Origin of the sequence: Psychrosphaera saromensis (assembly GCF_002954545.1) — a bacterium.
Lineage (GTDB): Bacteria > Pseudomonadota > Gammaproteobacteria > Enterobacterales > Alteromonadaceae > Psychrosphaera > Psychrosphaera saromensis.
Window position 1 is genome coordinate 269,448 of sequence record NZ_MSCH01000003.1, and the last position, 13,175, is coordinate 282,622.

At 38.1% G+C, this 13,175-nt stretch carries 13 protein-coding genes; 4 read left to right on the forward strand and 9 right to left on the reverse strand.

Annotated elements, in window-relative coordinates:
• Positions 1-344: 344 nt before the first annotated feature.
• Positions 345-1,589 carry a bifunctional phosphopantothenoylcysteine decarboxylase/phosphopantothenate--cysteine ligase CoaBC gene (coaBC, locus tag BTO11_RS01215; RefSeq protein ID WP_219846450.1) on the forward strand — a complete coding sequence of 415 codons (1,245 nt, stop codon included), beginning with the start codon at positions 345-347 and terminating at the stop codon, positions 1,587-1,589.
• A gap of 21 nt (positions 1,590-1,610) precedes the next feature.
• A complete protein-coding gene (slmA, locus tag BTO11_RS01220; protein ID WP_105050869.1) occupies positions 1,611-2,195 on the forward strand; it encodes a nucleoid occlusion factor SlmA in 585 nt (194 codons plus the stop codon).
• A gap of 104 nt (positions 2,196-2,299) precedes the next feature.
• On the opposite strand, the gene trmB is transcribed toward slmA, so the two are convergent.
• The 6 genes from trmB to metB form a co-directional block, all read right to left on the reverse strand.
• Entirely contained in the window at positions 2,300-2,977 is a 678-nt protein-coding gene (gene trmB / locus BTO11_RS01225; RefSeq protein ID WP_105050870.1) for a tRNA (guanine(46)-N(7))-methyltransferase TrmB, read from the reverse strand.
• Positions 2,978-3,083: 106 nt separating this feature from the next.
• Positions 3,084-3,665: a PhnA domain-containing protein gene (locus BTO11_RS01230; RefSeq protein ID WP_105050871.1), complete on the reverse strand. Its 582-nt coding sequence runs from the start codon at positions 3,663-3,665 to the stop codon at positions 3,084-3,086.
• 220 nt (positions 3,666-3,885) lie between these two features.
• The gene (locus BTO11_RS01235; protein WP_105050872.1) at positions 3,886-4,254 is read right to left on the reverse strand and encodes a DUF5665 domain-containing protein; all 369 of its coding nucleotides are present in this window, start codon (positions 4,252-4,254) and stop codon (positions 3,886-3,888) included.
• A 250-nt stretch (positions 4,255-4,504) separates the two neighbouring features.
• Entirely contained in the window at positions 4,505-5,401 is an 897-nt protein-coding gene (metF, locus tag BTO11_RS01240) for a methylenetetrahydrofolate reductase (protein ID WP_105050873.1), read from the reverse strand.
• Between the two features lie 11 nt (positions 5,402-5,412).
• Entirely contained in the window at positions 5,413-6,546 is a 1,134-nt protein-coding gene (locus tag BTO11_RS01245) for an aspartate kinase (protein WP_105050874.1), read from the reverse strand.
• Positions 6,540-7,829, reverse strand: a complete 1,290-nt coding sequence (metB, locus tag BTO11_RS01250; RefSeq protein ID WP_105050875.1) for a cystathionine gamma-synthase — start codon at positions 7,827-7,829, stop codon at positions 6,540-6,542. Before metB ends, BTO11_RS01245 begins: the two co-directional genes overlap by 7 nt.
• Before the next feature lie 198 nt (positions 7,830-8,027).
• Here metB and metJ point away from each other — a divergent pair, with 198 nt between their 5' ends.
• Positions 8,028-8,345 (forward strand): met regulon transcriptional regulator MetJ, encoded by a 318-nt coding sequence (gene metJ / locus BTO11_RS01255; protein ID WP_105050876.1) that lies wholly within the window; start codon positions 8,028-8,030, stop codon positions 8,343-8,345.
• A 115-nt stretch (positions 8,346-8,460) separates the two neighbouring features.
• Here the strand turns inward: metJ and BTO11_RS01260 are convergent, their stop codons facing one another.
• From BTO11_RS01260 to BTO11_RS01270, 3 genes are all read right to left on the reverse strand, one after another.
• A complete protein-coding gene (locus BTO11_RS01260; protein WP_105050877.1) occupies positions 8,461-9,678 on the reverse strand; it encodes a malic enzyme-like NAD(P)-binding protein in 1,218 nt (405 codons plus the stop codon).
• Positions 9,679-10,136: 458 nt separating this feature from the next.
• Positions 10,137-10,349 carry a 50S ribosomal protein L31 gene (rpmE, locus tag BTO11_RS01265; RefSeq protein WP_105050878.1) on the reverse strand — a complete coding sequence of 71 codons (213 nt, stop codon included), beginning with the start codon at positions 10,347-10,349 and terminating at the stop codon, positions 10,137-10,139.
• Between the two features lie 140 nt (positions 10,350-10,489).
• On the reverse strand, positions 10,490-10,783 hold the full coding sequence (locus BTO11_RS01270; RefSeq protein WP_105050879.1) for a hypothetical protein: 294 nt from the start codon (positions 10,781-10,783) through the stop codon (positions 10,490-10,492).
• A gap of 148 nt (positions 10,784-10,931) precedes the next feature.
• Between BTO11_RS01270 and priA the strand changes: the two genes are divergently transcribed.
• Positions 10,932-13,154 (forward strand): primosomal protein N', encoded by a 2,223-nt coding sequence (gene priA / locus BTO11_RS01275; RefSeq protein ID WP_105050880.1) that lies wholly within the window; start codon positions 10,932-10,934, stop codon positions 13,152-13,154.
• Positions 13,155-13,175: the final 21 nt, after the last annotated feature.

Consider the following 13,175-nt stretch of genomic DNA (forward strand, 5'->3'; position numbering starts at 1 on the left):
ACCCAAGCCGTTTTGATCGCGGCGCTAATTTACAGGCCTAGTGGGCTAAGTCAAAAATCAGCAACAAAGAGCAAGGCGGCTTGGTTGAATCCTTCGGACAGCGTTTGTTTGGCATTAATACTGCTTCATAACATGATTTATGTAGAATAACTACACTTCACATGTTCTGACTTGTCTAAATACCAAACAATTCGCTGCAAAAACAAACTCAAAAGATCAACAGGTCCTAGTTAAGTTAAACATTATTGAGTTAAACAATGGTTTCCAAACTCGAAAAACGTTAAGGTATAGCCCTAAAAATTATAGTGCCCGTTTTCATTTTTACCAATATTGGCAACAAAAATATGACCATGAACTCCCAATTGAATTCTAATAAAAACATTCTCCTTATTATTACAGGCGGTATTGCTGCCTATAAAATGCCTGAATTTGTTCGCCGAATTAAAGAACATGGCTGTAATGTAAAAGTCGTTATGACTTCTGGTGCTAAAGCGTTTATTACGCCATTAACATTACAAGCGGTTAGTGGCGAGCCTGTTGCAGAGGATTTATTAGACCCTCAAGCAGAAGCATCAATGGGACACATAGAATTTGCGAAATGGGCAGACTTAGTTGTGGTTGCTCCTGCAACCGCCGATATGATTGCAAAAATGGCAGCGGGTTTAGCAAATGACTTAGCCACTACCTTATTATTAGCAACCTCAGCTCCGGTAATTATCTGTCCTGCAATGAACCAACAAATGTACGCTCATCCAGCAACTAAGCATAATCTGAATATTCTAACTCAGCGTGGAGTGTCTATCTGTGGGCCAGCAAGCGGTGAACAAGCTTGTGGTGATGTAGGTTTAGGCAGAATGGTAGAAGCGGCAGAGATTGTTGAAACCTGTATGCAACACTTTGATGCTACATTGAATACGTCATCGACAATAGCAGCATTGCCAATTTGGCAAGGAAAAACAATTACAATTACAGCAGGTCCTACCCGTGAAGGTATTGATCCGGTTCGTTATATCTCAAATCATTCAAGTGGAAAAATGGGATTTGCTTTAGCGCAAGTAGCTAAACAACTTGGTGCAAAGGTAAATCTAATTGCAGGCCCGGTTAATTTAGCCACGCCTGCGAATGTATCTAGAGTTGATGTAGTTAGTGCTTGTGAAATGCATAAAGCCAGTCTTGATTTAGCTAAAAGCTCTGATGTATTTATTGCCTGTGCTGCAGTAGCCGATTACCGACCAGATAATGTAGCAACACAAAAAATCAAAAAAGATAATGATGTGATGCAAATTACCATGACCAAAAATCCAGATATTGTTAAAGATGTGGCTGCGCTAACCGCTAACCGCCCTTTTGTGGTTGGATTTGCAGCAGAAACTCAAGACGTAGAACAATACGCTAAGTCGAAGATGCAACGCAAAAACTTGGATATGATCTGTGCAAATGATGTATCAGTTTCAGGTCAGGGCTTTAATTCTGATCAAAATGCGCTTAAAGTATACTGGGATGATGGAAGTAAGGACTTACCTCTAGATAACAAAGATGCATTAGCCAAACATTTGTTATCGTTAATTCATCAAACCTATAATCGCTAAAATTTAAATTCGAGGAACGTTATGCCAGCAGGAAAAAAAGGAAACCGTAAAGAGCAAATCTTACAATGCCTTGCGGAGATGTTGGAAAGTCACTCAGGTCAACGCATTACAACTGCAAAATTAGCAGAAAAAGTAGGTGTATCTGAGGCTGCTTTATACCGTCACTTTCCTAGTAAAGCTAGAATGTATGAAGGCTTAATTGAGTTTATTGAAGGCACGTTATTATCACGTATCAATATCATATTAGAAAAAGACAAGTCCACTGAAGGACGTATTTCCAATATGATGAAGCTTATTCTAGGCTTCGCTGAAATGAATCGTGGTATCACTGCAATTCTAACCGGTGACGCTCTTATGGGTGAACATGACCGTTTAAGAGAACGTGTGGCAGCATTATTTGAAAAAATAGAAACCCAATTCAAACAAGTATTACGCGAGCGTAAATTGCGAGAAGGTAAAACCTTCCCAATTGATGAAGCCGCGTTTGCTAATATGCTATTAGCTTATACTGAAGGGAAGATGAATCAATTTGTTCGTTCAGGCTTTACTCGTAGCCCAATGGATGGTTTTGACGTTCAGTGGAAAGGTTGGCAGCTTTTTTGGTAAAAACGCGTTAAACACTTGCATAAGCTCTCTTATTAAGAGAATAAAAGGGCTTATGTATTCGCTTTTTGCATCTGCATCTGCATCTAAGCGCAATCAAATCGAGTTCAAAACTCTACATTCAATTCCGTACTTTTCTGCCCACTAGCCCAATACTTACGTTCAAATGGTGTCATTGCATTATCACTGGCATATTCAGTTACGATCGCCGTTACGTTTACGTGTGTAAGCGCTTGAGCAAACTCGTTAATATAAATATCCCAATTACTTCTTACTGTGAGCTTTTCACTTAATAAAGGTATGTATTTAAATACAGGTGCGCCGTGCCATCGTCTTGGTAAGTGTTTACCTTTAGGCCAAGGGTTTGGGTATAAAATGTAGTGATGTGCAATTGGCCAATGAGCCTCTGCAATTAATCGCCACAAGTCATTTAAGTCACCACGGATCAAAATAAAGTTATTCACCTTTTGTTGAAAATGGTGCTCAGACTTATCAATTCTATGTTCAGATTTATCGATGCCAATCACCAACATATCTGGATTATTAATGGCTAAATGGTAAGTGCTTTCCCCGACTCCACAACAAGAATCTAAGATTAGCTTTCCATCTGGATTATCCAACAAAAATGCATTAACTTTAGTTTTAATTTCTTCAAAACCAGCCAAAGAGTAAGGCGCATATGGTTTCTTAAATTCAGAAGTTAAATGTTTAGTCACAACCTTATCTAAATCGTCGTTAATGCCGACTTGGTTCGATGTAATACTTCTGGAGTTGCCTTCAATCATAGGGGCTCTTTGGTTGTGCGAAATAGTAAAGAGATGACTCTGATTTATTACCAAGGTGATATGAATAAATCAGAGTTTCTGGTGTTTAACTAAATCTAGTATGAATCTAAACTTTTTTTACAAACTTAGTCAAAATAACAATTTTTTGTCCGTTAACTCGACCTTCAACATGTTCAGGATTTGATGTTAACGAAATACCACGAACCGTTGTACCTTGTTTTGCGGTAAAACCAGCGCCTTTAACTTGTAAATCTTTTATCAGGTAAACGTTATCACCAGCTGACAATTTAACACCGTTTGAGTCAAATGCTTCTGCATCATCGTCAGACATTAAATGTGCAATACCAGACTCAGCCCATGCTTTTGCATCATCATCTAGGTACATCATGTCTAATAAGTCTTGAGCCCAACCTTCACCGGCTTTAGTTAAGACACTAAGCTGTTGCCATGATAATACTTGAACCGCAGGTGTGGTACTCCACATGCTGTCGTTTAAACAACGCCAGTGAGTAATATTCAATGGCTCTGCACCACTTAACTGTGAAGAACATGTTGAACAAACTAAAACACAATCATCTGAATTTGAAGCGTCCTTTGGTGCAACAGCTTGCACTGTTAGCCCATCAGTTGCGCCGCATAACTCACACACATCATTACTTCTTTGTTTTAGTGCTGATTCGATTGCCATGATAATCCTTAAAATAAACCTAGCTGAGCGTTAAGCTCAATTATATGAGGGCGGATTATGCCAATTTGTGCGATAAATTTAAAGTATTAGCCTATTTTTGTCCGTAAATAACCTCAAATATAGTTATAAAAACTGCATTATTTCATTTTTCATAACAATTTGACCTATCCGAACTTGTCAGATGCTTCAGCTCAATAATAGCGACTATGCGAAAATAGTCTTAGTTCGGCACTTCGGTTTTTACTATTTCAAGTATCTCGGATACCCACTCACCTATAAAAGGGACAAATTCAATTTGCGACAACAAATAAATTAAGGCTGACAAAACAACCGTTGCACCTAAAACACTGCCTAAGCCAAAAGCCACACCTTTTAACAAGTTAAACCATAACAACTGAGGTATTGAGTTATAAACTTTAAACAATTTATGCTTATGGAAGTAGGTTAATTGCTTATTAACCTTTTCAGTTTGAGCAATGATCTGCGCCATCTGATTTTTATTTTCTTGCTGTGCATTTAGCTCTGGGCTAATTTCACTGTCCACTTCTGGTGAAGTGTCTTTTACAACTGAGTCTGTAACTTGGTTCATGCTAATTTGATGCCCTATCGATAATAACTAAGCAGTTTTCATTTATATCATTGTAGACATGATCTGTAATGCACTTCGAGGTTTAATCTACCCAATCTTTTAAATAAGTTTCTTAAATACGTGTAAAAAATGATATTGGGAATAATAGAAGAAGAATTTTAAAAGAGTAAATACGAATAAAAAAAAAGCTGAAATAAAGGAATTTGTTTAAAGATAAACAAATCCCTTTCTCTATTTTAGACCAAGAATATTACGGCTGAGCTTGAGGACGCACGCCTAGCATATGACAAATAGCATACGTCAGCTCACTGCGGTTTAATGTATAAAAGTGGAAGTCTTTAACGCCCTCTTTAGATAAAACTTTAACCATATCCATAGCAATGGAAGCACCAACCATATTACGCGTTGTCGGGTCGTTATCTAAACCTTGGAAAGAGTCGTGGATCCAATTAGGTACATTTACATTGGTTAAGCCTGCAAAGCGTTTTAACGTATTAAAATTAGTAACTGGCAATATGCCTGGAATAATATCAGCCTCAATCCCAGCAGCCGCACAGCGGTCTCTAAAGCGTAAAAATGTTTCTACATCAAAGAAGAATTGAGTGATAGCGCGGTTAGCACCGGCATCTATTTTACGTTTTAAATTAATAAGATCTGCTTGAGCATTACGAGCGTCAGGATGTACTTCTGGATAAGCCGCAACTGAAATATCAAAATCGGCCACTGACTTTAATAAAGTGACAAGATCAGAACCATACATATGTGGTTTTTCTGAGTTATCTGGCAAGTCACCGCGTAAGGCAACAATATGACGAACATCATGTTTCCAATAATCTTTGGCAACTTGGATCAGCTCTTCTTTACTGGCATCAATACAAGTCAAATGCGCAGCAGTAGATAAATTAGTTTCTTTTTGAATGCGTTTAATAACATCATGCGTTCTATCACGAGTACCAGAGCCTGCGCCATAAGTAACAGAGACAAACTTAGGATTTAATGGCGTTAATCGCTCAATTGAATTCCACAGTGTTGTTTCCATTTCCACAGAGTTTGGTGGAAAAAATTCAAATGAAACATCAATTTTTCCTTTGATATCCAATAAGTTGTTATTTATTGACTCTAAGTGCTGTGCATTATGAAAACTCATGTCGCTCTCTTTTAATTATTTTTATGGTTGTTGATCTCATTGGCAATCGCCAACTGAGTTACAAATTTGTTTAAATCAATATTCACGGCTGTCGCGGTAACCGTTGCACCTGCGCCTGGACCTCGAATAATCAAAGGGTTTTCGTTATAAAAGTCAGTTTTCAGAGTAAATACATTATCAGTTGGTGATAGCTGCGTCACGGCATTACTGCTTGATAATGATGTTAAGCCCACAGACGTTAAAGCAACTTTGTCCACAAAGCTTACTTTTGCCTGATAAACTAACTTTTTATTTTCTTGTTCTGCAGCCGAGAATTGCTCCGCCATATAGCTATCGATTTGGTCTTTACTGTCCCAAAAGTCAGCTAAACTGCCTTTTAACAATTTTTCAGGTAATAATGGCTGCACTTCAATATCACCTAAGTTAATAATATAGCCTGCGAGTCTCGCCAAAATTAATAACTTTTTCTGAACGTCGGCACCAGATAAGTCGTCTCTTGGGTCTGGCTCAGTAAATCCAGCCTCACGGGCTTGTTTTATTAAATCAGTGAAACTCGTTTTACCATCATACTTAACTAAAAGATAAGACAAACTTCCTGAAAAAACACCACTAATTGATAGTATTCGATCACCTGCTTGAATTAACTCAACCAGACTCGCCTGTATAGGCAAAGCAGCCCCAACAGTGGCATTTATTCCCCAGTAACAAGCATTGCTTTTTAACAAACTGATCAAACGTTTATATCTTTCAGACGATACCGTCCCCGGTATTTTATTGGCTGAAATAATATGCCAACCTAAAGATGCAAACTCAGGATAGCTATGCGTAATTTGCTGACTAGCGGTTACATCGATAACAACAATATTATCTAATTTAGCGTTTGTTACTACTTCCGTTAATGCCGATAAGTTTCCAGTAATCGCATTGTCAGAAAAGTCATTAAATTCACTAACACTTAATCCTGCAAGATTAAGTAAATATTTTGTTGAGTTCGCTACCGCAACTAAGTTAACTGTAATCGTATCGGCATAACGTGCTTTTTGCTCTTCAAATAAAGATAACCAAGCGTTACCCACATTGCCTTTACCAAGTAAAACTATGTTCACGTCTGCGATGTTTAACTTCCCAACGGCCTTATTTACCATAATGCAGCCAATGCTGGGCTTAGTCGACAAGTTGCAGAAACGTCTTCATCCGTTAAGCTTTCTTGTGCAATAGACGTTTCACCGTCTGAACAAAATGCACTTGAACGCTTTACGTTACCTAATGAATCTAACGCATTCACTAAGTCGTTAATTAAATCACCTTTGTCTTCAATACCAACAGAGAGTCTGATCAACTGTGCGGTAATTCCAGCTTCTTTTTGTGCTTCTGCATCCATAGCTGCATGGGTCATATTGGCAGGGTGACAAATTAAACTTTCCGTCCCACCTAATGATTCAGCTAAGGTGAATAAGTTAAATTCTTTAACGAATGCATCGATTTGACTAGCATTCGCATTAATTTCAAAACTAACCATACCACCATGGTATTTGTGCTGACGGTTAGCCAGCTGGTGATCTGGGTGTTGAGGCAAACCTGGATAGTTAACCGTAGTCACATTTTTATGTGCTTGCAAAACTTCAGCTATCGCTTGTGCATTTTCACTGTGCTGTTTAATTCTAATCGGCAAGGTTCTGATACCACGTAAAATTAAATAACTATCAAATGGCGCACCTGTCACCCCAGTGTTATTAGCCCACCAGCGAACTTGTTCATGAATATCTTCACTCGCTGAGATCACTGCACCAGATACAACGTCACTGTGGCCGTTAAGATATTTAGTACTAGAGTGCACGACAATGTCGGCACCTAATGCTAAAGGAGACTGGCCTAGCGGAGATAAGAATGTGTTATCCACAACAACCTTTGCGTTTACTTGTTTTGCTACTTGGCAAATATGTTCAATATCAGTCAAACGTAATAAAGGATTACTTGGGGTTTCTAACCAGATCATTTGCGGTTTGGTTTGAATAAGTTGTTTGTCTAAGTCATCAGCATAAAAGTCTAACCAAACCAGTTTAAATCCGCCACGCTTAGCTAAACTAGTGAATAGTCTATGTGTGCCACCGTAGCAGTCTTTTGGTGCGACTAAAGTGTCTTGTGGTGTTAGCAACTGCAAAACCAAATTAATCGCCGCCATGCCAGATGAGGTAACAACAGCACCTTTACCACGTTCTAATTCAGTAAGGGCTTGTGCTAATAAATCTCTGGTTGGATTACCACCACGACTATAATCAAAGTTTGGTTTATTGGTTATAGTGTCAAACTCAAAGTTAGTCGCCAAATAAATTGGGGCAACAACAGAATTATGATTTGTATCAGAATTTAGTCCTGACTGAACCGCTATAGTTGCAGCATCAAGATTTGTTAATAACTCGTTTGACATATCGACCTCAGACTTTTATACGTTTAGATGGCTAAACTATAACCCGATAATTCCTATTGTCAACCATCTAGACGTCTAAACTTTTAGAATGCGATAATTGACTAAATAAATAAATTCAATACAATTTCACCGTCTTAAAAATTTAGTACCTCAGTTATCAAATTATTAATAGCTGGATTGAAAATAAATAGGTTTGTTATGGCAAAGTGGAATGGTGAATATATTCACCCATATGCAGAGCATGGAAAAAAATCTGAGCAAGTAAAAAAGATCACAGTATCGATTCCGCTCAATGTTTTAAAGGTGTTGACCGACGAACGAACTCGTCGTCAAGTGCAAAATCTTAGGCATGCGACCAACAGTGAATTATTATGCGAAGCATTTTTACATGCTTTTACAGGGCAACCATTACCTGCAGATAATGATTTAATGAAAGAAAACCCAGAGCAAATTCCTGAAGAAGTAAGAAACATTCTTATTAAAATGGGTAAAGAAATTCCAACAATTGAAGAATAAGTGAAATAAATTCAAATTTATTTTTATTTTTTCAAATAAAAAACCGCAGTATTAATTCTACTGCGGTTTTTTTATATCTGCCTTTTCATAGCTATAAAAAAGGCACACTCTTATTTTAAATCCTAGAAACACCCGATTTAATGGCCGCATCTGAGACCGCTTTTGATACTCGTTCCAATAAGCGCGGATCCATAGGTTTTGGAATTATATAATCCTTACCAAAGGTTAACGTTTTTACATTTGATGCTTTTAATACGTCTTCTGGCACAACTTCTTTGGCCAATTGTCGTATAGCTTCAACCGCAGCAATTTTCATTTCATCATTGATAACGGTTGCTCTTACATCTAATGCACCACGAAATATAAATGGGAAGCACAAAACATTGTTAACCTGATTTGGATAATCTGAACGCCCTGTTGCCATAATTAAATCGTCACGTACTGACATGGCTATTTCAGGTTTAATTTCAGGATCGGGATTTGAGCATGCAAATACCACTGGGTTAGGTGCCATTAGCTTTAATGCATCAGCCGTTAATAAGTTTGCACCTGAAACGCCAACAAAAATATCAGCACCATCGATAGCTTCTTCCAATGTGCGTTTATCGGTATTGTTAGCAAAACGCATCTTGTATTCATTTAAGTCGTCACGACGAGTATGAATAACCCCTTTGCGGTCTAACATATAAATACGTTCTCTTTGCGCTCCACATTTTATAAGGAGTTCCATGCAAGCGATAGCTGCCGCACCGGCACCAAGACAGACGATGGTACAATCGTGGATGTTTTTGCCTTGAATTTCCAACGCATTCAACATTCCGGCACTGGTTACAATTGCAGTTCCGTGTTGATCATCATGAAATACCGGAATATTACAGCGGCGAATTAATTCTTTTTCAATCTCAAAACACTCTGGCGCTTTAATATCTTCCAAATTAATACCACCAAACGAGTCAGCAATACTCGATACCGTATTAATAAATTCTGCGGTGGTTGTATGTGTCACTTCAATATCAAACGAGTCTATATTGGCAAATCGCTTGAACAGTAACGCTTTACCTTCCATTACTGGCTTAGACGCTAAAGGACCAAGATTGCCTAATCCCAAAATCGCGGTACCGTTGGTGATCACAGCAACGGTATTCCCTTTAGCGGTATACTTGTATGCATTATCTGGGTCTAGCGCAATTTCTCGAACGGGTTCTGCAACACCTGGGCTATAAGCTAGCGCTAGGTCATCAACGGTTTCAGCTGATGTGGTTAAGGCTACTTCTATTTTCCCCGGCTTTGGAAATTGATGATATTCCAGTGCTCTTCTTTTCAAATCAGACATTTAATTTATTCCTGATATTTGCTACTCATAGCAATAAGGTTGACTATTTATATGTCAGTTGTAGATAAACTCAATGATTACCCAACTAACATTTAACGGACTTTATATTAGATCTAATGTACTACTAAAGTATTAGAGAAAGAACCACATGCTAGTAATAACTTATAAGCTTTAACGCTGTTCATACCAGTTAGATGTAATTTAACAACATTTAGCATCAAAAAATAAATACAGAGACATTAACTTCGTTAGTTAGATGAATGCAATTAATCACCATTTGTTAAAGAATTAGTACAATTAAATACAAAACTGCCCTATTTTCATACAAGAGCGATAAGTCATAAGAGAAAGTGTTTGTTACTTAATAACAACAAAACGAGGGGAAATGAGAAAAAAACATTTTATTACAGGCATAAAAAAAGCACTTTTCAGTGCTTTTTTTGTACATTAGGCAATTATTACTTTTTGCCAAGCATACCAAAACGATTCTTGAACTTATCAACACGGCCACCAGTAGTAGCTTCTCTTTGTTGACCAGTATAGAAAGGGTGACACGCAGAACATACGTCTAAGTGTAAATCTTTACATACTGTTGAACGAGTTACGAATTTGTTGCCACATGAACAAGATACGTTAATTTCTTCGTACTGTGGATGAATGTCTTTTTGCATGGGAATACCTCATTGGGCCGTATCGCCATCCGGTCATTGCCGAATACCATACGAAGTTAAATAAAATTTCGAGCGCGCATTATAATGGGTCTCTACCAAAGATCAAGCGCTATCTATACAAGAAAGTAAAGATAATTCAATTATCGACGTCGAGTTTTATTTTTACCTCGAGCTTCAATGATCTTCTCTACTTGCTCAGGGTTCAAATAAATACTGCTACCCGGATAAGGTTGGCCAAACTGATAAATCCAGCTTTTTGGTTGGAATTCAGCAACAAGTCTATTCACTCTATTGCACAGTTTAACTTTTGGACGAAAACCAAGTCGACTTTCGTACAGTTTTAAGTAATCATTGTCTACTTGTTCAAACGCGAGAATACAATAACCTTCAGTAGAATAGGTTCTTGCTTCTTTGGCATATATGTTAACATTCACGCTTAGAATTAAGCATGAAAATATAATTTTATACATCTTGGGTACACATAATTTCATCTGTTTTTACTATTCATAGTTACGTAAATCCTAGCAAAAGTAAGTGATTGCCTTTGTTTTGTCAACTTATCCATCTGGGTTATAGAGTGTAATGTCTTTATTTAACAATCAAGTTCTGCAAGTCGCTTTACCTCTTCCATTGCGGAGACTTTTCGACTATCTCTATTTAGAGCCTACATCTGATACTCAAGAATCTAATAAACCGCAGCAAGGTCAAAGGGTAATCGTACCTTTTGGACGCCAAACTTTAGTTGGCGTTGTGATCAAGGTCACTGACAAATCTGAGTATCCGATTGAAAAGCTTAAACCTATTAAAGCCCTGATAGAAAATGAAAGTAGCTTTAATACTCAACAATTAAATTTACTCCATTGGGCTGCCGACTATTACAAACACCCAATAGGCGAAGTGTTTGCTTCAGCATTACCTGGTATTTTACGTGAAAATAAAACCATAGCCCAATTAGCACCGCAAGCTCTCGTGTTATCTGATGACAAAAGCGTTGATGAGCAACTATCTAAAAACGCGACGCAATTACATAAGTTACTTACCTTGCTAAAACAAGGCACATATACTCGTCCTGAATTAACAAGCGCCGATATCAAATCCACCAGCATCAAACGATTTGTAGATGAAGGCTGGGCGAGTTGGCAAGCGATGCCTGCCAATGTAAAAGAAGTAACGCCTGACGATATTTCTGGGCAACTATCACTTAATACTGAGCAAGCAATTGCTGTGTCGGCCATAAATAGCTCATCGGCCAGTAGTAATGTATCTAGCTGCTTTTTATTGGATGGCGTTACCGGCAGTGGTAAAACCGAAGTCTACTTACAAGCTATTGAACATGTATTATTAAAGCAGCAACAAGTGCTAGTGTGTGTGCCTGAAATAGGATTAACGCCACAAACAATTAGTCGATTTAAACAACGCTTTAATTTAGATGTCGAACTTTGGCACTCTGGTATGACAGACAAACAAAGATTTAACACTTGGTATAAAGCTCGTAACGGACAAGCTAAAATTGTTATTGCCACACGCTCAGGTGTATTTTTACCTTTTTCCAAGTTAGGCATGATAGTTATTGATGAAGAGCATGACGCTTCATTTAAACAGCAAGAAGGTTTTAAGTATCATTGTCGCTCTCTTGCTTTGTATCGTGCAAAATTGGCTAACGTTCCAGTGATACTCGGCTCAGCTACACCAAGCTTAGAAACGTTACAAAATGCTTTAGTTGGTAAGTTTCATCATTTGGAATTAAAAAGTCGTGCAGCGGGTAGTCAATTACCGACGATGAAATTATTAGACTTAAATCAATGCCGAGTAGATTCTGGCATTGGTGAGCCATTACTTGAAAAGATAAAACAATGTTTAGCGGCTAAACAACAAGTTATGTTGTTTATAAATCGTCGAGGCTTTGCTCCTGTACTCATGTGCGAAGAATGCCGTTGGTTAACTGAATGTAGCCGCTGCAGTAGTTTCACCACCTTTCATAAAAGTAAAAATTTACTTATTTGTCATCACTGTGGTGATCAACAACCGACGATTCATCAATGTAAAGGTTGTGGCTCTACCCGTCTATCAACCGTTGGCGTTGGTACAGAACAATTACACTTAGCCTTACAAGCCGCCATACCTGACTATCCTGTTATACGTTTAGACAGAGATAGCACAAGTAAAAAAGGTGAGTTTGACGCTATATTAGAGCAGATCAATAAAGGTGAACCTTCAATTATTGTTGGTACGCAAATGGTTGCCAAAGGCCATCATTTCCCAAATGTGAGTTTAGTCGGGATTGTTGATGTGGATGGTTCGCTATTTAGTAGTGACTTTAGAGCACCTGAAAAGCTTGCTCAATTAATTGTGCAAGTAAGCGGACGCGCTGGTAGAGGCAGTGTTAAAGGTGAGGTTTGGCTACAGACCAAATTCCCAGAACATCCAGTGATCCAAGATTTAGTTAACAACAAGTATTCCGACTTTGCTAGTTTTGCCTTAACCGAGCGGGAAATGTTAAGTTTACCACCGTATTCCTATCAAGCTCTTATTCGTGCAGAAGCGACTAATGAGCAATACGCCAGTCATTGGTTACAATCAATTAGCCCGCACTTAAACCAATTTAACGACTTATTAGTGTTAGGTCCAAGTCCTGCGCCGATGACAAAAAAGGCTGGGAAATTTCGTCACATGCTAACGATTCAATGTAAATCACGCCCTTATTTACATAAAGTGGTAGATTGGCTAATTGAAAACTTGGATAGTGTGCAAAAGGATAATAGAATCCGCTGGTCAATTGACATAGATCCTTTGGATTTAAGTTAACGAATTTTAACATTAAGGTTC

Excerpts from the sequence above, each read along its gene's own strand:
- BTO11_RS01245 (WP_105050874.1), bottom strand. The coding sequence starts at position 6,546 with ATGGTAAATAAGGCCGTTGGGAAGTTAAACATCGCAGACGTGAACATA.
- BTO11_RS01235 (WP_105050872.1), bottom strand. The coding sequence starts at position 4,254 with ATGAACCAAGTTACAGACTCAGTTGTAAAAGACACTTCACCAGAAGTG.
- priA (WP_105050880.1), top strand. The coding sequence starts at position 10,932 with ATGTCTTTATTTAACAATCAAGTTCTGCAAGTCGCTTTACCTCTTCCA.
- BTO11_RS01230 (WP_105050871.1), bottom strand. The coding sequence starts at position 3,665 with ATGGCAATCGAATCAGCACTAAAACAAAGAAGTAATGATGTGTGTGAG.
- slmA (WP_105050869.1), top strand. The coding sequence starts at position 1,611 with ATGCCAGCAGGAAAAAAAGGAAACCGTAAAGAGCAAATCTTACAATGC.
- trmB (WP_105050870.1), bottom strand. The coding sequence starts at position 2,977 with ATGATTGAAGGCAACTCCAGAAGTATTACATCGAACCAAGTCGGCATT.
- metB (WP_105050875.1), bottom strand. The coding sequence starts at position 7,829 with ATGTCAAACGAGTTATTAACAAATCTTGATGCTGCAACTATAGCGGTT.
- BTO11_RS01260 (WP_105050877.1), bottom strand. The coding sequence starts at position 9,678 with ATGTCTGATTTGAAAAGAAGAGCACTGGAATATCATCAATTTCCAAAG.
- rpmE (WP_105050878.1), bottom strand. The coding sequence starts at position 10,349 with ATGCAAAAAGACATTCATCCACAGTACGAAGAAATTAACGTATCTTGT.
- metF (WP_105050873.1), bottom strand. The coding sequence starts at position 5,401 with ATGAGTTTTCATAATGCACAGCACTTAGAGTCAATAAATAACAACTTA.
- coaBC (WP_219846450.1), top strand. The coding sequence starts at position 345 with ATGACCATGAACTCCCAATTGAATTCTAATAAAAACATTCTCCTTATT.
- metJ (WP_105050876.1), top strand. The coding sequence starts at position 8,028 with ATGGCAAAGTGGAATGGTGAATATATTCACCCATATGCAGAGCATGGA.